16 protein-coding genes are annotated in these 18,779 nt (G+C 62.8%); 7 read left to right on the top strand and 9 right to left on the bottom strand.

Annotated features, from left to right (window positions below):
• Positions 1-11: 11 nt before the first annotated feature.
• The 6 genes from SB772_RS01445 to SB772_RS01420 are packed head-to-tail and all read right to left on the bottom strand — an operon-like array spanning position 12 to position 5,870.
• Positions 12-800 (bottom strand): conjugal transfer protein TrbJ, encoded by a 789-nt coding sequence (locus SB772_RS01445; RefSeq protein ID WP_410831501.1) that lies wholly within the window; start codon positions 798-800, stop codon positions 12-14.
• A gap of 13 nt (positions 801-813) precedes the next feature.
• On the bottom strand, positions 814-3,510 hold the full coding sequence (locus tag SB772_RS01440; protein ID WP_410831500.1) for a VirB4 family type IV secretion system protein: 2,697 nt from the start codon (positions 3,508-3,510) through the stop codon (positions 814-816).
• Positions 3,504-3,869: a VirB3 family type IV secretion system protein gene (locus SB772_RS01435; protein WP_410831499.1), complete on the bottom strand. Its 366-nt coding sequence runs from the start codon at positions 3,867-3,869 to the stop codon at positions 3,504-3,506. Before SB772_RS01435 ends, SB772_RS01440 begins: the two co-directional genes overlap by 7 nt.
• A gap of 12 nt (positions 3,870-3,881) precedes the next feature.
• Positions 3,882-4,304 (bottom strand): hypothetical protein, encoded by a 423-nt coding sequence (locus SB772_RS01430; protein ID WP_410831498.1) that lies wholly within the window; start codon positions 4,302-4,304, stop codon positions 3,882-3,884.
• On the bottom strand, positions 4,297-5,343 hold the full coding sequence (locus tag SB772_RS01425; protein ID WP_410831497.1) for a CpaF family protein: 1,047 nt from the start codon (positions 5,341-5,343) through the stop codon (positions 4,297-4,299). Before SB772_RS01425 ends, SB772_RS01430 begins: the two co-directional genes overlap by 8 nt.
• Entirely contained in the window at positions 5,340-5,870 is a 531-nt protein-coding gene (locus SB772_RS01420) for a lytic transglycosylase domain-containing protein (protein WP_410831496.1), read from the bottom strand. Before SB772_RS01420 ends, SB772_RS01425 begins: the two co-directional genes overlap by 4 nt.
• Positions 5,871-6,519: 649 nt before the next feature.
• Here SB772_RS01420 and mobH point away from each other — a divergent pair.
• The 6 genes from mobH (at position 6,520) to SB772_RS01390 (ending at position 13,090) form a co-directional block, all read left to right on the top strand.
• Positions 6,520-8,685, top strand: a complete 2,166-nt coding sequence (mobH, locus tag SB772_RS01415; protein WP_410831495.1) for a MobH family relaxase — start codon at positions 6,520-6,522, stop codon at positions 8,683-8,685.
• A 24-nt stretch (positions 8,686-8,709) separates the two neighbouring features.
• Complete coding sequence (gene traD / locus SB772_RS01410; protein ID WP_410831494.1) at positions 8,710-10,857, top strand: type IV conjugative transfer system coupling protein TraD; 2,148 nt, start codon at positions 8,710-8,712, stop codon at positions 10,855-10,857.
• 11 nt (positions 10,858-10,868) lie between these two features.
• The gene (locus SB772_RS01405; RefSeq protein ID WP_410831493.1) at positions 10,869-11,567 is read left to right on the top strand and encodes a DUF4400 domain-containing protein; all 699 of its coding nucleotides are present in this window, start codon (positions 10,869-10,871) and stop codon (positions 11,565-11,567) included.
• A 143-nt stretch (positions 11,568-11,710) separates the two neighbouring features.
• On the top strand, positions 11,711-12,148 hold the full coding sequence (locus tag SB772_RS01400; RefSeq protein WP_410831492.1) for an SET domain-containing protein: 438 nt from the start codon (positions 11,711-11,713) through the stop codon (positions 12,146-12,148).
• 282 nt (positions 12,149-12,430) lie between these two features.
• Entirely contained in the window at positions 12,431-12,694 is a 264-nt protein-coding gene (locus tag SB772_RS01395) for a hypothetical protein (RefSeq protein ID WP_410831491.1), read from the top strand.
• A gap of 105 nt (positions 12,695-12,799) precedes the next feature.
• Positions 12,800-13,090 carry a hypothetical protein gene (locus SB772_RS01390; protein ID WP_410831490.1) on the top strand — a complete coding sequence of 97 codons (291 nt, stop codon included), beginning with the start codon at positions 12,800-12,802 and terminating at the stop codon, positions 13,088-13,090.
• A gap of 51 nt (positions 13,091-13,141) precedes the next feature.
• On the opposite strand, the gene SB772_RS01385 is transcribed toward SB772_RS01390, so the two are convergent.
• From SB772_RS01385 to SB772_RS01375, 3 genes are all read right to left on the bottom strand, one after another.
• Positions 13,142-13,435: an H-NS family nucleoid-associated regulatory protein gene (locus SB772_RS01385; protein ID WP_410831489.1), complete on the bottom strand. Its 294-nt coding sequence runs from the start codon at positions 13,433-13,435 to the stop codon at positions 13,142-13,144.
• Between the two features lie 150 nt (positions 13,436-13,585).
• Positions 13,586-13,771, bottom strand: coding sequence for a helix-turn-helix transcriptional regulator (locus tag SB772_RS01380; protein WP_410831488.1), 186 nt, complete (start codon positions 13,769-13,771; stop codon positions 13,586-13,588).
• Between the two features lie 289 nt (positions 13,772-14,060).
• On the bottom strand, positions 14,061-17,420 hold the full coding sequence (locus SB772_RS01375) for a hypothetical protein (protein ID WP_410831487.1): 3,360 nt from the start codon (positions 17,418-17,420) through the stop codon (positions 14,061-14,063).
• Between the two features lie 272 nt (positions 17,421-17,692).
• Here SB772_RS01375 and SB772_RS01370 point away from each other — a divergent pair, with 272 nt between their 5' ends.
• Complete coding sequence (locus SB772_RS01370; protein WP_410831486.1) at positions 17,693-18,490, top strand: hypothetical protein; 798 nt, start codon at positions 17,693-17,695, stop codon at positions 18,488-18,490.
• The last annotated feature ends 289 nt before the right edge of the window (positions 18,491-18,779 follow it).

Here is an 18,779-nt window from a genome sequence, read left to right as displayed (position 1 = left end):
GGTCGCACTCCCTACTGGTCCTGCAGCAGGTCGAAGTCGGGCGCACCCTGCGTCGTCTGCTGTTCCTGCTGGTTCACCTGGCCGAGTGCCGCGGCGCGTGCGGCGGCGAGCTGCGCCGCGTTGCCCTGGGCCTGTGACTGCGCGATGCGGTCCTGCATCTGCTGGGTGACCTGACGCTGCATGAGCGCGTGCAGGTCCACCATCTCACCGGCCAGCACGTTCGACTGCTGGTTGAGCATCTGCAGGCCCTGCACGGCGCCGTTGACGTTCGGAATCTGGGACTGGATCTGCTGCAGGTTCTGCGCACGTTCGGCGAGCGTGTTCAGGTTCTGCATATCCTGCGTGAGCTGCTGCTGGTAGACGCCGCCGCGCGTCGACGCAAGCGACGTATAGGCCGACAGCCACTGCGCGGGCGACATGCCGGTCGTGTTCATCTCGGAGAGGCTGCGCCCGAAGAGCCCGTTCGTCGCGCTGGCCGCCTGCTCAAGCTGCGTGACAGCCGTGGACAGCGACTGGAAGTTCGTGATCTGCGTGCGGTAGGGGGCGATCGTCTGATCGATCATTGAGGCCGGAACCTGCTTCAGGTTCTGGACCATCGTGACGTACTGCTGCAGGCGGGTGATCTGCGCCTGAACGTTCTGCTCGACCATCTGCGCCTGCTGGGCGACCGAAGAAGCGAGCTCGGCATGGTTCAGCAACTGTGTGATTTCGGTCGCGCCCATCATGCCGCCGCCGGCGTGAACCGTGCCGGCATGCAGGATCAGGGCGAGGAGGGCCGCAACGGCGGCGGCGCGAGACATGGGCATATGTGGTTTATGCATGATGGGCCTCCATCCCGGGCAACGTCACCGTATCGGTGACGGTCCGTTCAATGGCTTCGGCGATGTAGCGGTCTTTCCAGTTTTCGAGGCCGGAACGCAGATGCCGGTCGAACATCAGTTGCGCGCTCATCTCCGAGCGCAGGATGGCGATTGACGCGGGATCGAGCGGCACCGAGACACGTCGTGACGCGCCGCCCTGTTCGGTGATGAAGTAATCGCGTTTGGCGACGAGTTGCTGGATCGTGCGGATCTGTCCTTCGGACAGGCCGAAATCGCGCTGGTAGGCCGCCTTCGCGGACGGCGTGAAGTTCTCGACCGGGACGAACACGCGTACGAGCACGTTGTCGCGGATCTGCGGCCAGATTTTCGAGGACGACACCTGTTCGGGCGACTGCGCATCCATCCATACGCAGCCGAGCTTCTTGCGCATCGTGACGATCCAGTTGCCGATCTGGGTGGCGAAGGCGTCGTCGTCGAGCAGGTTCCAGATTTCCGGCAGCATCACGAGCGTGGGGCCCATGACGCCCTGCGCGCGCCGCTCGTTGAGCGAATCCTGGATGCGGTACGTCACATACGACAGGAACGGCCGGGCGATCACGGGGCTCGCGAGAATCCGGTCGGTCGCCATCGACACCCAGCGGCCGGAGTTCGAGCTATCGTCGAAGCTGTCATCGACGTTGTCGAAGTAGTGAGCGTGGATGGACTCGCCGACCCATAGCGCCAGTTCATCGGCGAGCGGCCCGGCGGGCAGCGATGCGTGGACGGTACGCAGCCGCCACAGTCGCCGGTCGGTGCGGCTGCGCGTGGCCGCGAGCGCGGCTTCCATCTCGCGGCGGTCACTCGCGGTGACCCGGTAGGTGCCACGCTGCTGCGCGAGCATCACGATCCATTCGACGAGGAACTCCATGTGGCGCAGGTTGGCGAGCAGCACGAGCGGATTCATCCGTGCACGCTCGTCCGCGCAGACCCCGGCCGCATCATGGTCGAACTGCATGTAGCGGCCGCCCTGCAGGATCGTCGGAATGCGCATCGACAGATCCTTGTCGAACCCGACCAGATACGCGTTCGGGTACTTGCGAAAGAGCGTCGCGCACAGCAGCATGAAGATCGTCTTGCCGAAGCCGGTACGGCCGCAGACCAGCATGTGCCCGACATCACCCAGAAAGGCGGTGAACCAGTAGGGTGTGCCGAACTCGGTCGGAAATGCGGCGAGCGCCGGGCAGAGGGTGCCGGTTTCCTTCGTCAGGTGCCCATTGATCCGGTGGCCGTCCGAGACACCGCGCAGCGGCAGCAGGCGGGCGAGTGCCGCCGTGTCGATGAACGACCACCGTGCGCATTCGCGCCACATGCCGGGGATACTGGTGGCGAAGGCCGAGAAGGCGTGGAGCGTTTCGCGCACCGGCGTGAAGTGCGCCGCGCGCAGCGCTTCCTCAACCGCCCGGTGGGTCGAGACCGCCTGCGTCCACGCCGCTTCGACCGCCTCGTCATCATCGAATGGCGTCGTCTCGAAGACCGGCGAGAAGGAAAGGACCGACAGGTTGTAATAGCCGTACATCTCTTCGGCCATCTCGACCTTGCCGACGCGCCGGTTGGCGTCGTCGGCGGCGGCCGAGCGCGACGCGTTCCGGCGCGCGCCGGACGTATCGCCACCACGCAGCGTGGCCGCCAGCAGCGAGCGCGTGTCGAGCCGGCGCCCCTCGTGATAGCGGCGCACGCTGTCGATGAAGCGCATCGCAGCGGTGGGCGTGGTGAGCCGGAAGCAGTGACTGATGGTCAGCTCGCCCGGCACCTTCAGCAGGCCGTCGAGGCTCACGGGCAGCACGGTATCGGGCCAGAAGTCGCGGCGTGCCGGAACGCCGGCGGCGATCGCAAAGCGCTGGCGGCCGTGCGAATAGAAGTGCAGGTAATCATGGCCGGGACGGAGCTCCGTGTCGCACATCGCGAGGTCAAGTGCGGGGATGTCGGGCACCGGAACAGCCTGCACATGATCGCTGGGCGGTGAGCAGCAGGCGTGCATGAACGCGCCGAGCGCCGGGCCGCCAAGCCGGCGGCAGTCCAGACGTGGGTTGCCCGCGACGAAGCCGAACAGGATGTTCTCGAAGGTCTCGACCACGGCGGCCAGTTCCGAGGCCTTATACGCGAACAGGTACTGGTCGGAGAAGGGGCCACGCACGGCCTGCATCAGCGCCTGGACGACGGACAGACCGTCATGCGTCATGCCGTGTGTGACCTTGCCGGCAAACCGGTCGATTCCGACCTGGGGGGCCAGCGTGAACGTCACGAAATGGCGGTTCGTATAGTTCGCGGCCCGCTCGAACGTTTCCCGCTGCGCGTCATCGACGCGTTGCGAAACCGGGTCCGGCATCGGTGCGCTCAGATAGCGGGCGCTGCGCCGGCGGTGAACCGTCCACCACACCGTGACCGGCCGGCGCGCGATGTCGCGCAGCGACGTGACCAGGTTCTCCATCAGTTCGAGCACGTGGCGGCTCGACAGGGCATCGGCATCGGGCCCGGAGAACTCATAGGTCGCCATGAGCGACGAGTCCTTGTTGACGATGAGCGTGTCGCTGAACCGGAAGAGCCACGGCACCATTTCGGCGGTGGAGCGGCGCTCGCCATCGGTGCGCCGTGCGACCTGCGCAAGCGATTCGGCGTCGAACGGCGAGAGGGTAGCGAGGGGCTTCAGCATGGCATTCCCCGCGCGAACCCTTTAGGTCGGGCATTGATCTTCTGCTGGGTATGCTGGCGCGGCTCGTAGTAGTCGCCCTGACGGCTGTACTTCGCATAGCAGCGGATCTGGTCGGGATCGCGCCGCACGGCAAGCCATAGCACCGGGTGCGTGACCAGTACCGCGAGCAGCACCCACCCATTCCGGAGACCCGCGGCGAACGTGATGACGATGGCGCCCTGCGCGATGCACCATTTCCGGTCGATGCCGAGAAGAAGGAACTGTTCGAGCATGGTCTTGCGGATGCGTGCGGCGAGTGGATCGGGGGGATCGGGCGGATCGCCAGTTCCGTCGCGGGCGCCGGGATGAAGCGTGTCCATGCCGGTCTCCTGTCAGATGCTGCCCGTGCATGCGGCGCCGTGGTTGAACACCTGCGCCCACAGCAACGGCATGTTCAGGATCGCGAGGGTGCCGAGCACGCCACGCAGCACATGTGTCTTGATGTTGCTGCGCCCATCGTCGAGCAGCCACAGCACGATCGAGCCGACGAGCGCCGAGAGCGAAACGACTTCCAGCAGCTCGTTGTCGAGCACGTCCTGGTACACGGTGCACAGTCCACCGTTCCAGATGCCCGCGTGGGCGATGGCCGGGATCAAGCCAAGCCATAGCGCCACCAGGATGAGTCGTACCGGATCGCGGTGGCGCACGAGCAGGGCACGCCATGCCTGACGAACGTCGGTGACCCGCTGGCTGACAACCGGCAACGCGCGTCCCAGTCTCTGCAGTACACCGGAATGAAAGAGGCGATCAGGCATGGAACAGCTCCTCGGGGGCGAACCGGGAAAACAGCAACCGGGTCTGGTAACGGCCGTTTTCCGCACCCAGCACCTCGCGGATCTCAACGGGACCACGTACGGCACCCTGGCGTTCGGCGTGAACCAGGAAGCGGAAGGTGGAAGCGATCTTCTGGCGCAGATCGTCGATGGACAGCAGGCGCCCCTCGTCGCTCATGCGGATGAGTGATTCGAGACGTGCGGGAGCGGTGCCGGACGAATCGGCATGAAAGGAGACGATGGAGCCGGGGTGGCCGGTGTTCAGCGCTTCCATCAGGTCGAACGCCTCGGCGCCCCGCACCTCGCCCACGATGATCCGGTCGGGCCGGATACGCAGCGCGAATCTGACGAGATCGCGGATCGTCAGCCCCAGGTTCGTCTCGAACCCTGCGTAGTTGGGTGCGTGAACCTGGAGTTCAGCCGTGTCCTCGATGGTGATGACGCGATCATCCGCAGGAATGCAATCGATCATCGCGTTAAGCAGGGTGGTCTTGCCTGACGACGTGCCACCCGAGAAAGCAACGTTGATCCGCTCGCGCATCACCCATTCGAAAAATTCGCGCAGCGCGGTGCCACCCGCCGGCAGGCGCGCGAGCAACCCAGGGTTGTTGCGTCCCGCCGTCCGAGACAGCGACGCGGGCAATACCTCGAAGGCACCACTTTGCTCATAGTCCGCCAGCCCAATGCGATGACGGGCGTGCTTGCGGATCGACATCATGTCGCCGTGGATGGCCACGGGCTTGCGCGCGGCGGCGATGCGCAGGCCGGGCAGACGCGCATCGAGCAGCGGTGTCTGCTCCTTCGCATTGACGTTGGCGAGGATCGTGATGGCGCGGTCCAGTGCATCGGGATCGAGTTCGCAACCCGCTACGCGAGAGATGGCACCCTGCCGTTCGACGAATACGGTGTCCGGGCGGTTGACCATGATTTCCTGCACGTCGGGGTCGGCGAGCATGGGTTGCAGGGGACCGAGGTAGTCGTTGAGCACCTCGATCGCGTAGTCGTAGGTGAGCCGCGTCATCGTCCGGCCTCCCATGCGGTGACGGGCATGAACAGGCGGGCGATGAAACCGGGGTGCTGCGACGGCAACGGCGACGGCCACGGGACGGGACGTGCGCCTGCCGCCTCTGCGGCAGGCGCCGCGATCATTCGGGCATAGATACGGCGTGCATAAGCGACGCGCTTCTCGTGCGTGCCGGCGTTGTAGGCGCCGACGGCATCCCAGGTGAGCCCGTCGCGGCGGATGTCCTGCGACAGGATCCATGCACCGACATACGCGTTGGTGCAGCCGTCGTAGAGCGCCGCGCGTGAGATGCCGAAGTGCGCCAGCGTCGCGAGCCAGCGGCTGTTGATCTGCATCAGGCCGATGTCGGTGGTGCCATCCGGGTTCAGGTGGACGACGTTCGGGTGCTGTCCGGATTCGACGGTGACGATCGCGCGCACGAGCCGCGTGTTCACGTGATGAAAGCGTGCGGCGTCGTCAATGCAGTCGGCCCGGCTGGCGGCGGCCGAAGCACAGAGGACGACACCAGCGAGAACGATCCACACACGCTTCACATTGACCTCGTCAGTTCGCTATTGCGGCCGCTGTCAGAAAAAGAGCCTGCCGGGGGCGGGGTGCACCCCGGCAGGCCAACAGCGCGCGTCGGCCCAGGGGGAGCGGACCGACGGGTTCACTGTAGGCAGCGAAGCCGTCCCGATGGGGTGGATGCCTGCTCGCGTGTACGCGCAGGCGGGCAGGTTTTTCGCGGGCTGCATGGGGGCTGGTCCGGCGTGGAGCCGCCCGTCCAGCGAAATACAAAGGCGTGCGCAGAAGGCTGAAAAGGCAAGGGGAACAAAGGACGGCTCAAAGGGAAGGGCCTTATCCAAAGGCCGCGGGTAAAGCGTGGGATGAGACGCTTCACCCGCTCAAAGGCGCAAAGGGCGAAGGGCTAAAAAGAGTTTTGTGGCAAAGGAGAAAAACACCGCGGCATACGCCGGGAAAGGTCGCAAAGGGCCAGGAAAGGATGACCCGGTTGACCGTGGGGCGTTGGCGTCCCGGCCTGCGACATGACTGCATGCGATGACCCGTTGCCGTGCAGTCATTCCGGTCCGGGCGTCGGCCCGGCTGCGTACTGTGGGGGATGAAGCGACGAGTTGCACTCCTGATGGCCCACCTCGCCGCAACCCAATTTCACCGCACCCACGGCAAGCCCACATGGCATTCAGTACTGCCCTGACCTGGCTGGGGCTGTCTCCCCCGGCTTCAGCGAGGCCGCCTCACGCGGCTTCGCCGCCTGCGTCGTCTGCTGCGCCAGTCGTGCTGCGACGCGCACCTTCTGCACAGCACCTGCCGGTACTCGGATACGTCGAGCTGCTCGGCACGACGGGCATGCAGGGCACGGTGCGCCGCATCGGCAGCAGTGTGGGTCTGTCAACGGAGAACGAGCGGCGTGACGTCATGCCGCTGATCCAGCGGCTCACTGAATTCGTCCAGTTGCTGCCCGCATCGGAGTCGCACCACCATGCGCAGCCGGGCGGGCTGCTGATCCATCTGCTCGAGGTGGCGCGACATGCATTGCACTTTCGCGAGGGATACCGTCTGCCACTCGGCGCCAGTCCCGAGGACCAGATGCGGCATGGCGCTCGATGCAGCTACGCAGTGCTGGCAGGCGCACTGCTGCACGACATCGGCAAACTACTGTGCGACCTGAAGGTGGAACTCGTCAGTGGCACGGAAGACCGGCCTTGGGTTCCCCTGGCGGGGAGCATGAACGAACAGGGCGGCCAGTGGTACCGGGTGGATTTCCCGGAACCCGCCCAACGGGACTATGGCGCGCACGCGCGCCTGCCCATCGTGCTGCTGCAGCGCCTGGTTCCTTCCGCTTCGCTGGGCTGGCTGGCGCAGTATCCGCCGGCACTCGATGAACTGGCTGCGTACCTGTCGGGCGACGCTGCGGCGAAGGACGGTGCGCTCGCGAAGATTGTCGGCGAGGCGGACCGGCGCTCGGTCGCGCAGAATCTGCTTGCCGGGCCGCGCACGCGGTTTGCGACCGCCCGCACGGTCCCGCTGATCGAGCGGCTCATGGAAGGGTTGCGCCGGCTGCTGGCGGAGGGTGAGGTACCGCTCAATCGAGCGGGCGCCACCGGTTACTGCGACGGCGAATCGCTGTGGTGTGTCGCGAAAACGCTCGCCGAAGCCGTCCGCGCGTATGTGGTGCGCAACGAACTGCAGCAACCTGGCGCAGCGGGTATCCCGTCCGATAACAACCGGCTCTTCGATACCTGGCAGGAGTACGGGGCGCTCGTCCCAACGCCGGAGGGCGGTGCAATCTGGACCGTCGAGGTGACGGTCGGCAACTGGCAGCAGATCTTTACGGTCCTGCGCTTTCCGCTCGGGCGGCTGTATGCGGACCCGGGCCGGTATCCCCGCGCATTGCCGCCCGGCGCGGTGCGTGTGGCCGAGGCGGGCAGGGATGAAGAACCGGGATCGGAAGAGGGTGATCTGCCCGGCACTGCCGCGACCACAGATGTCCGATCTGATCTGCGGGAAGAGGGCGATCCCGAGCAAACAGCGGTAGTGGACGCGTCACCGCCATCGGCGGGTGCGCGTATGGAGGAACCCGCCGGGACGCCGCTGACGCGGCAGCCGATGCCCGATCTCCCCGGCCCGACTGGCGATGGCCCCGCACCGGCTCCGGCGGCGGACGCACCCGCTCCGCCTTCACGCGACGACACCGCGGATTTCCTGCCTGAGGCGGAGAGCGCTTCTGCATTGCAGGCTGAGGCGACCCGTATCGGCGAGACACCAAAGGCCGATGGTCCGGTGCCGGACCTGGTCACGTCGCCGGTGCGCCCGAAACAGAAAGCGAAGGTGCCTGCGAAGTCGGTCGTATCGCGGGAAGGCGGCCGGCAGCCGCGCCCGAACGCGGAGCGCTTCATGGCCTGGGTGCAGGAGGGGATTGCCAGCGGCGCGTTGCCGTACAACGAATCGATGGCGCGCGTGCACTTCGTGCCGGAAGGCATGCTGCTGGTCACTCCGGCTGTATTCAGGGATTTCGCGCAGGCACATCCGGAGGCGATCGAACAGACACGCGCTGAGGCACCCGATGAGGCACCCACTGATGACGGGAGAACGCCGGAGCCGTGGAAACAGGTCCAGCGCGATTTCCAGAAATCCGGCTATCCGGTGGCGGCCGATTCAGGTAGTGCCAGCCGTTCGTATCTCATTCGTTACAACATCAGGGGTGCCGGCGGGCGGCAACTGTCGGCGATGCTTGTGCCAGAGCCTGAACGGTTCTTCAATCCTGTCCCGCCACCGAACGCGATGATCCAGTCCAGGCAGAAGCCGACGCAGGATGCGAACGGCCCGTCGCAGCCCTAAGCGTTGACGGGGAGCGAAGCGGCGATGGCATACCCGGTCGAAAACCGCTTTCGCAGACCGGTTGAACTGCTGTCGTCGGTTGCCGCACTCGCGGCGACCGGCGTGCTCTGGTCTCATCCTGCGCTGTTCCTCGTCACGCCTGCAACAGGCGCGGTGACGACGCTGGCGCTGCTCGCGCTCGCCTTCACGCGGGGGCGGCAGGCATGGCGGCTGATCCGTTTCCAGCGCAACCTGCGGCGCCTGCCCCAGTATGTGATTGCGGCCGCCGCGATTCCGTGCTCGGACAGCGAGATGTTTCTGGGCCGGGGTTTCCGGTGGAGCGGCATTCACACGCAGCGCCTGTATCAGGCCCGCTTGCCTGAAAACCGGCGACTGCTTGCCCGCAACGATCTGTACGACCACGCACGGGATCACGAGCGGCGCCGTCCCGATGGTCGACTCGCGCACATCACGCGCCGGCAGGCCTGGTGGAATCCGGTCGCGCCGCTGCCGCCGCTCGGCGGCGATCCTGCCTTGCACGGTGTCGAACCCGAGGAGCGTGACATCTGGTTTGACCTTGGCGAGCGGGTCGGGCATATGGCCGTGCTCGGCACCACGCGGGTGGGCAAGACCCGGCTGTGCGAGGTCCTCGTCGCTCAGGATATCCGGCGCGGCGACATCGTGATCGTGTTCGACCCGAAGGGCGACGTCGAACTTCTGCTGCGCATGTATGCGGAGGCAAAGCGTTATGGCCGGGAGGATGAGTTCACGTTCTTCCATCTGGGCTATCCCGACAAATCGGCACGCTACAGCCCGATCGGCACGTACTCGCGGATCACCGAAGTAGCGACGCGCATCGCGGGCAACCTGCCAAAGGAAGGGCAGTCGGCCGCATTCCGCGATTTCGTCTGGCGCTTCGTGAACGTGATGGCCCGCGCGATGAGCGCGCTCGGCATCCGCCCGACCTACGAGATGATTTACCAGAATGCGGTGAACATCGACGGACTCGCGCTGCGCTACTTCCGCTTCTGGCTCGATCGTGATCACCCCGGCTGGCAAGACGGACTGGAGCCGCTCGAGAAGGAAGAAGCGAAGCAGGCCATGCGGTTACAGCGCAACCAGGAAGTGCTGCAGGTCGCGAACCTGATCCGCCAGCAGGGCTGGACCGATCCGATTGCCAACGGCCTGCTGTCGGTGATCAGCAACGAGCGCTCGTACTTCGACAAGCTGATCTCGTCGCTGTATCCCCTCCTGGAAAAGCTCACCACCGGGCGGACGTCGGAACTGCTGTCGCCTGACTACGGCGATCCGGATGATCCTCGCCCGGTGTTCGACTGGAACCGGGTGATGGACCGCGGCGGGATTGTGTATGTCGGGCTCGATGCGCTGTCCGACTTCGAGGTCGCGGGCGTGGTCGGAAATGCGATGTTCGCGGACCTGACGTCGACTGCTGGCCGCATCTACAAGTACGGGCATGGATACGGTCAGAGTGTAGGGGGCGGGAAGCGCCGGGTGTCGATCCATGCGGATGAGTTCAATGAACTGGTCGGTGACGAGTTCGTGCCGCTGGTCAACAAGGCGGGCGGAGCGGGCTATCAGGTGACAGCCTATACGCAGACGAGCGCCGACCTGGAAGCGAAGATCGGCTCGCGCGCGAAGGCCGAACAGATCTTCGGCAACTTCAATACGCTCGTGATGCTGCGCGTGAAGTACGTCACGACCGCGAAGATCCTGACGGAACAGTTGCCGATGGTCGACGTGAAGACACTGACGCTTGCGTCGTCGGCGACCGACGCCGTGCGCCGCGGGGAGGGCGTGCATTTCACCGCGCAGACGCACGACCAGATTTCGGTGCGGCCGGTACCGATGCTGCAGCCTTCGGACCTGACGCAGTTGCCCAAAGGGCAGGCGTTCGCGCTCATTGAGGGCGGCCAGGTTGTCAAGGTGCGGCTTCCGCTGCTGGAAGAGAACGATCCGGTCATGTTGCCGGGACTGGACGAGGTGGTCGCTGACATGCGGACGAAGTACGCGTCATATGTGCATGCCATTTCGCTGTTCGATGAGGCGGGCGGCGTGGCGCCGGACGTCATCGGCGGCGCGGTGGGCAGTTTCATGCCGGCCGGCCAGAATGTTGGCGACCCGTCATCGACCAACGAACCGTGGGCGGTCCCAGGCAGGGGCGCCGGGTTCTGAAGGGAGGGCACGTGAGCGCGGGTCGCCGGGACAGCAATGCGGACGGCGTGAAGTCGTTCTTCTGGGTCGTGGATCTGGCGATCCATGCTGCGTTGTGGCTGCTGCTCGCCTCGTTCCTGTCGGTCCTGGCGGATGTGGGTGCGGCACACTTTATGTGGCGTGATGATCCGGTGAGCGGCATCGAGGCCCTGGTGCGCTATTACATGGGACAGACGACCGATCCGGAACTGGCCAGGCATGCTGCCGACCTCGCATACTGGAGCTGGTTTGGCTGGACCGGCGTGGATGCCTCGGCGCGGGCGTGGCAGGCGGGTACGCTGCCGGCGCACGGGCTCGGTTCCATGTTGCGGCCCGCCTTCACCGGATCGACGCGCGAAGCGCTCATCGTGGCGATGTATGGAATCAGGCTGTTCGGCATCCGCGCCGCGATGCTGGTGATGACGATTCCGCAGTTCGTGCTGGCGATTGCCGTGGCACTCGCAGATGGGCTGGTTGCGCGTCATGTCAGGCGGGCACAGGGCGGCCACGAGTCCGCCACCCGCTATCACCACGCGAAGCATCTGCTGATGTTCGGCGTGATACCGCTAACGGCCATCATATGGCTGGTCGCGCCGCTTGAACTGCCTGTCTACCTGTTGTTCTGGCCGGCGTCGCTGATGATCGTGCTCGCAGTATGGAACATGGCGAAGTACTTCAAGAAATACACGTAGGCGGTAGACATGACGCCCGCTCGTTGCAAGCCGGACTTTGCCCGTTCGATCTTTCTGGATGCGGGCTGGTGATCCTATACTTGCGTCGTGAGGCACCAGGCAAGTCGGGCGCCAGGAAAAACAGGCACGAGGAAAGACAGATCATGCGACGTGTGACCGTCCGGCGTTCGCCGGTTCATGGACGGGGAGTATTTGCGCTGCGCGCGCTGGCAGCCGGGGAATGCATTTTCGAGTACAAGGGCGAAGTGATCCGGTGGCGGACTGCAGAACGGCAATTTCGTCGGCACGGTCATCCGGGACATACGTATCTGTTCGGCCTGTCTGATGGGCGCGTGATTGACGGCGCGTGCGGCGGCAACAGCGCGCGGTGGTTGAACCACGCCTGCGAGGCAAACTGCGAAGCGATCGAGATCGGCGATCGTGTGTTCATCCACGCGATTACGTCGGTTGCGGCGGGTGAGGAGCTGTTTCTCGACTACCAGCTCGCGATTGACGCGTCAGCCGGGGAGGAAGTCAGGCTGCAGTACCGGTGCCGGTGTGGATCAAGGCGCTGTAGCGGCACCATGCTCGGCAATACGTGATCGCCAGCGGGCAAGCCGGGACGGGCTCAATGGAACGGGAAAAGAGCCCCCGCTGTTGTGCGATCGGGTGGGAGCCGGTTCGAATCAGCGCTGATGTCGTATTCCACCGCGACGTGCTGCGGCCTGGTGAACTGAAGGCAACGGCTGACGAAGTGCGCGCGGAACTGAACGCGAGAGGCGCTTCGCGAGCCGGACAGCTTTCGCTGGAGCCTGACGGCGAGGGGTGACAGACTGCCTCCGTGGTAAAGTTGGTGTGTGTATCTGTTCCCGAAGGTGCATTGCATGAAACGGAAGTTGCCACCAGAAGTCACACTGTTCAGCCTGTCGATAGCACTCGATGCGCTGGAGGAAGTGGTGCCGCGGCTGGCCTGTTCCACATCGCTCGCGGGGAGTGGCCTGAGTGGCCTTGACCGGTGTCTCGTCAGGGTCAATGCGATTCTCGACAGCAGCGCGGCTCGACCGCGCGGACGATCTGCCCACTCGCGTGTGCGGCGAAAGACTCCGCCCGCATCGTTGTCGGGAACGCTTTTCCCCGACCTCATGTGATTCTGCGTTGAGGCTTTGCGGCAGGAAAATTGACGATGGGAAGAGGGCTTTCGAGGGACCTCATTGCATGGGACGGAAAGAGTAACGCCATAGAAGGACCGACGCATGAAATACGCCAACGGCGCCATACTGGACGCGCTTCATCTCGCACGGTATCGACAGATCCCCTGGCATAAACGACCTCCGATCTTTACTTCGCTGCAGGCGCCCGGACTCGTCCGGACAGTTGCCCAGCAACCTCCCGTCGACACGAGACACTACACACCGGTTCAGATCGCCGAGGTGACAGACAAGGGTGGGGAAGAAGCCGTGCGGCTCGAATCGCGCAGTCAGTCGCCGGAGTGGGAACGGGAGCGGCATGCGGATTATGTCGCGGATGCGGTGACGTCTGTCTGACGGTTGCGGGCAAGCGGCGCGATCAGTGCATCACTTCAGCGATGGGCCTTCTCACGACTCGATCAGAAAACGGTCGCGCTTCCTGCCCTTGATCCAGTCAGGCGCCCGCCCTCGGCCGCTCCACGTCGCACCGGTTTTCGGATCACGGTATTTCGGCGGCACCGGAGTCTTCGTCGCGCGGCGCGATGCACGCTGGCGTCCAAAGATGTCCTCGACGGTCAATCCGTATTCGGCGACCTTCGCGCGTACGTGTTCGATGACCGCCTGTAGCTCGGCAAGCCGGGCGGTTTCCGCTTCTTCGCTCAGCTTCTTGAGCTGCGCTTTTAGCTCTTTGTAGCTTGCCATTGTTTTCCTCATCGTTGAAGCCGTCAGTTTGATAAAAAGGTCCGCCGCGAGATCCCGTAAGGTCGGAGCCCCCTTCGGAATTGCGGCCTATTACCGCTTGCTTAGTTTCGGGGAGGACCTTATCGCGGGCGCAGCCAGTAAGCTGGCGCGTCAGGATTTTCGGGCAGCTGCACGCCTGGCAAGCCATGCCTCAAGCTCAGATTCGCTCCAGCCCGTCGCGCGCTCACCGATGCGGATGGGTCGTGGAAATTCGCCACGGCTGATCATCGCGTAGATCGTGGCGCGGCATAGACCGATTTTTTTCACGACTTCTTTCATGCGCATTACCTGATCCATTTTGCGCTACTCCGTAACGTTCTGGCTGACATCAATTATCCGCAGTACTGCTCATCAGGCAATGGACGGGCCAGATTAAGCCCATGATCTACCGATGCGCCAGGTGACGTGTGGTGAGTTTGTGAAGGCTTGCCGTGACAGTAGTACGTTACACTCCGTTACTAAAGCGCGTGACATTGGGCCTGGGGGGCAGGCGTGGGCCGGCTCGCTATCTTCGCTACTAGTGTCTCCAGGCCACCAGCTCTGACTTATCGGGGGGCGATAAGCCATTTCGCGATGCAAGCAAAGCTTATCCGGTCAGAGCGGGTTTCGCAGGAAGGTTGAGGTAATCCTGTTGAATCGAATTGGAAAGCTTAAGCGTCCCGAGGGTGCGACGATAGACCAGCGGGTGCCGTTTTAGCTCCCCCAAAATAGCTGAGTAACCTGGGCGCCTGAAGTTCACGATCAACCAGTCTGCTACGTAATGGCCCAAGGTCGCCGACACCAGTTCATGCTTGATCGCAGTCTTGAGTATCGTCACCAGGAACGGCCCCCTGGTCCCGCCGCAGACCTCATATAGGAAATTCTCTATTAACGGGCGATATTTCAACAATGCGCAGACACTCCTATAGCAAAGTGAATGTTTTTGTTCAGCGCTGAATTCGGCACCAAGGCACTGTATCAACGATTTCGGGTGATGGGCTAAAGCGACCCCGACGCGGTTTAATATGCCGGTACTCGAGGGGAGTTCTTCTCTCGTTTCAATGAAATCAAGGGCTCGTTTCACGTGTTGAGGAGAAGCATGGCCACCGTAGACCAAGGCAAGGATGATCGGCGAACGTTGTCCACCTTGGGCGCGTCGCAAAAATTCCTCACCGAGCTTAATGGTTCCAAAGTCATTGCTGCAATGAGTGACGAGCGATCCCAATATTGCCGGATATGCTCGATGTCCTGCGTTGCGTGACAACCATGCCGTTCCCGCGGTTGCAACATCAGGATCCTCTGGCCACCTCGAAATTAATGGAGCATAGACGTTCTGAACGCTCCGATGCCGAGCGTTATCGGCGAGCCAGCGCAACGCCATATCGCGAAGATCAGCACTGCTATTCTTCTTCGCGATGAGTGTGGGCAGAACTTGATGTACGTGAGGATGTGCAAAGTTCACGCCCAGCCACGTTTTTGCTATCGTTACCACCTCAATGTCATTGCTATGGTTAGCTACCATCGCAGCCAGCACGTGGTATACGTTCGGATTGTCAGTATTTGCGGCAAGCCAAAGCTTTGCGGCTTTCAGGGTTGAGGCCGAGTTGGCCGTGCGGCCCAGCAGTGGCGCAATTACGAGATATGCCTTTGGATTGTACGGATTGGCATTGAGCCACCTCAACGCTTGCGACGTGACTTCATCCAGGTTCTTCGCCTTTGGAATCCACGAGTTCAGCATTTCGAAAGCATCTGGTCGTTCCCAGCCGAGTGCCAGCCAGCGCTCAATCAACACCGTGGTTCGTTCGTTCAACGGCTGCCCCGACAAAACGCATAATGTGTGCGGGACACCGTCTGCATTCGATCCGCCAAGAAAAAACGATTCGACGGCGTCCTGAAGTTCTTCGGCGCGCTGTCCTGGTAGGGTATCTGCCAGCCGCCAGAGCCAGCCAGCGACGGCTGCCTTTGATGAGGTAGGCGCTTCCGCGGTCGTCAACGATTCCATTGCGATCGGAATCGGATCGGGGCTGAGTCGCAGAAACGGGAATCTGTAGAGAATCTGCAACCAGGTTCCGAGAATCTTCGGGTGGGGTTGGCCACCATTTTTGTCGACATGGAACGAATACGCATTTGAAATGGTCTCGATCCTGCTGCATAAAACATCTCGAGGCTCGTCGCCAAGTCTCGGGGTTGTTGTGAGAGAGAGTACGAGCTTACTGGCTGCAGTTTCTCTGCCAGAGCACAAGTGTGCTTGCACTGCTTTGGCAAGTTCGGTCGCCCATTGTTGATCTAAAGGGTATGGCGGCTCACGCCATTCGACAAACAGCAGCCACGCCAGATGCGAATGAGCGAGTCGCACGCCGGCCTCGGTCCCGCTTCGATCTTCATTTATCACAAAGTGGAGTTGGTCTTCCGCTCCCAGTCTTCTTAAGGCGACGCGTTGCGCTTCGTGGATGAGTAGTTCGAAGGGGGCATGTTCATATAGCGCGTTGACAGCGATGATCGTCCGGGTTATTTCGAACAGACCCAATGCTTCCAGCCGGCGCCGAAATTTTCGTGCAAATGTTTCGAGGCGCTCTCCCCGCGCCAGCTCGAAGACCGTCTGAACGAGCAGAGCGTTTTGATCAGTTAGTTGTTCCGCTTGCCGGGACTGTCCGGTTCTCTGTTCGAACCATGTCAAGAACTCCTCGCGTTCGTCCGCGTTTAAATGAGCAGGAGTGAAGCTCTGAACGTCAAACAGGTCACCCAGGTTTGCCTCGAACAGATCCTTTTGTTCCGTCGGTCCGCACGTAACGAGCGCTACTTTCGGCGTCCCAAGTTGCACGCTTTCCCGAGCCCGCTCGTCCCAGGACGCCCTGTCTGTAAGGTCGTAGACATCGTCCACGAGGCCAATCACGGGGAAATGTGCACCTACAGGAGGCGTGTCCAGGAGGTCCAGAAAGCCGTTTCCAGACCTGAGATGGAGAACCGGGAAGTCTGGCGACTCTTGCAAGGTCGCCTGAATCAACTGCAGCAGTAGAACGGACTTGCCATCCCCCGACCTGCCATCGATCCAGAAGACGGGAATCTTGTCGCCGATTTCTTCGTCCTGGACGCGTAAAGCGGTCAGCCAGCGACGGAACTGTCCAACCAGCGCGTCAAAGACGTGCGGCCGGTTTTTAACGTATCCTTTCCTTACGTGTTCAAACGTTACCCGCTGTCCGACGAGGACGCCGTTTCCCTGGAAGTCGGGCTCGGGTGCAACATCCGATACCGAGAGCAAGTTGCCCGGCGCTTTCCAGGCTTCGCGTCGTGGCGCTTCGTGAAAGAATTCAGTGAGTTCGCGTGCGAGATTCCCAAGGCTTTGATTGGTTGGATTGAAGAAAGCGTCAAGCAGGCGGCCCATCGCCCGGTCTATCAGGTATTTTGGATTACGGAGACCTTGGTTCCAAAGGAGCAGATACAGACGGTCGCTATGGTCAGAATGTTGGACCAAGGGAGTGTCATGTTGAAGCGTCAGCATCAACGAAAAAGTGCTGGCCGAGGCCGTTCCACCGAGAATTTCTGCGACCGTTATGTCCGTCGGGATCAGAGGCGTTTCGCGATACCGGTACGCAGTCTGGAAACGCAGGAGAGGCAGTGCTTCGGATAAGTGCACCTGGCACAGCTCAGTTAAAAGGTACGCCTCCTCCAGAGCTGCAATCAAGGCTCGCTTGTCGAGGGAGCGCTTCACCTGGATCAACGTAAAGAAATTCGTCTCGGGCATCAAGATGTCCGATAGCCCCTCAAGCTCGGCTAGCATTGACGGTTCCGAACCATTCGCCGCTAATCCATGAAAGAAACGAAGAAGGAATGCGTGAGCCTGGAGCGCGAATCCGGACATAGCCCAGCGACCACCCATCGAACGCTTCGACTCGTGGAGTTGCCACAGATCGCGAAGCTTCGCGCGAATTTCAGTCGAGGCGGTGTTGGGTTCTTCGTTCGATGACATTCTGGATTTTTGCTTTCTGGTCGTGACCATAAACCTGGAACTGAACGGTTCGGCACAATCATACTCCGCAACTTATAGCGTCTCGATCTGGCATCACCGTTTACCCGGATGTGCCGAACGGGGACCATCCAAAGAACCGGCCAGGGCGAGCGGCCCGGCGCGCACCACGCGCAGCATTTCGATGAAGTTCACGGCGGGCCTCCTGGTGTGTTGAGATCCGTCCGATGTAGCGGCGTCGGGAGGCCGACCTACGAGGAGATCCTCATGCGAGCATGCGAACCCCGGCCCTGCCGGTTACGATCAACTTGTCCGCCACGCGCGGCGGCAAGGGTTTCACCGTATCGGCCTCCCTGCCGACCCTGCGCCAGGACGCCGTCTTGGGCGACGACGGTTCCGCGCTGATTGTGCCCGACGATGGCGGCCCGGTCCTGCTGCGCGTGGCCACGATGACGGAGGGGACCGGGTTCCGCCTGCGTGGCGTGCGGTACCCGTCCGCGCGTGGCAGGACGACCGGGAGGCCCCCTGATGTTGCCGGATGCGCTATGCTTGGGGGCCGTCAGCACACGGCACCGCGCTACGTCATGCCCATCCAACCCGAACTGCACGCACCGCTGGACCTCACGGCGGACACGATGCTGTATCGCGGCGTCAACCGTTCGATGCGCGACGATGGAGTCGGCCTGCGCCCGCGCGACGCGAGCAAGCCGTTTGAAAAACACGTGTTCTTCGACGGCACCTGGAAGTGCGATGGGGCGGTCATTTTCGGGGATTCCCACAGCCAGGCGGTGCACGCCTACCAGTGGGACAGCGAGGGATTCAACGGTCCGGCGTTGTCGTTCAGCACGATCGAGGCGGTCGCACGGCGCTTTGCCACCACTGATGGCATGACCGACGGGGTGGTCTACGCTGTGACCGTGACCGAACTGGAAGCGGCGGGGTGTGTCTTCGAGGATCCGCGGCGGCACACCTCCGGGTTGCAGAGTCCCCACGAGCACGAGGTGAACGTGGTGCCGCCGACGGACCGCGAGCTAAGCCTTGACCTGGTGCGGGTGACCGAGGTGTCGGTGTAATCCATGCCCGGCAAGGGGTTCCCGGGAGCGACGGCTGCGTTTTTTACAGTCATGGCCGCGTGTCTGACAGTGCCCTGCGCCTTGCCAGGACATCAGGTCCGACCGTGGATCCGGGTCTCGATGGCGTCGTCCAGCCAAGGACAGGCCAAACGCCTCGATTCGCATGCAGTAACGCCTGGGCATCGGCGCGCGCAAACGGAGCCCCCTCACGGGTATTGGCACATTGCTCGATGTAGGCGTCAAGCGCGACAGGGGCGGTATCCACTACGTCCTTCAGGAAGGCCCGGAT

This window comes from Paraburkholderia sp. SIMBA_030 (assembly GCF_046535245.1).
GTDB lineage: Bacteria > Pseudomonadota > Gammaproteobacteria > Burkholderiales > Burkholderiaceae > Paraburkholderia.
Note: the sequence above shows the minus strand (reverse complement) of the source record. Positions and strands in the feature narration are given on the sequence as shown.

Excerpts from the sequence above, each read along its gene's own strand:
- SB772_RS01445 (WP_410831501.1), bottom strand. The coding sequence starts at position 800 with ATGTCTCGCGCCGCCGCCGTTGCGGCCCTCCTCGCCCTGATCCTGCAT.
- SB772_RS01440 (WP_410831500.1), bottom strand. The coding sequence starts at position 3,510 with ATGCTGAAGCCCCTCGCTACCCTCTCGCCGTTCGACGCCGAATCGCTT.
- SB772_RS01435 (WP_410831499.1), bottom strand. The coding sequence starts at position 3,869 with ATGGACACGCTTCATCCCGGCGCCCGCGACGGAACTGGCGATCCGCCC.
- SB772_RS01430 (WP_410831498.1), bottom strand. The coding sequence starts at position 4,304 with ATGCCTGATCGCCTCTTTCATTCCGGTGTACTGCAGAGACTGGGACGC.
- SB772_RS01425 (WP_410831497.1), bottom strand. The coding sequence starts at position 5,343 with ATGACGCGGCTCACCTACGACTACGCGATCGAGGTGCTCAACGACTAC.
- mobH (WP_410831495.1), top strand. The coding sequence starts at position 6,520 with ATGGCATTCAGTACTGCCCTGACCTGGCTGGGGCTGTCTCCCCCGGCT.
- traD (WP_410831494.1), top strand. The coding sequence starts at position 8,710 with ATGGCATACCCGGTCGAAAACCGCTTTCGCAGACCGGTTGAACTGCTG.
- SB772_RS01400 (WP_410831492.1), top strand. The coding sequence starts at position 11,711 with ATGCGACGTGTGACCGTCCGGCGTTCGCCGGTTCATGGACGGGGAGTA.
- SB772_RS01395 (WP_410831491.1), top strand. The coding sequence starts at position 12,431 with ATGAAACGGAAGTTGCCACCAGAAGTCACACTGTTCAGCCTGTCGATA.
- SB772_RS01390 (WP_410831490.1), top strand. The coding sequence starts at position 12,800 with ATGAAATACGCCAACGGCGCCATACTGGACGCGCTTCATCTCGCACGG.
- SB772_RS01385 (WP_410831489.1), bottom strand. The coding sequence starts at position 13,435 with ATGGCAAGCTACAAAGAGCTAAAAGCGCAGCTCAAGAAGCTGAGCGAA.
- SB772_RS01380 (WP_410831488.1), bottom strand. The coding sequence starts at position 13,771 with ATGGATCAGGTAATGCGCATGAAAGAAGTCGTGAAAAAAATCGGTCTA.
- SB772_RS01375 (WP_410831487.1), bottom strand. The coding sequence starts at position 17,420 with ATGTCATCGAACGAAGAACCCAACACCGCCTCGACTGAAATTCGCGCG.
- SB772_RS01370 (WP_410831486.1), top strand. The coding sequence starts at position 17,693 with ATGCGAACCCCGGCCCTGCCGGTTACGATCAACTTGTCCGCCACGCGC.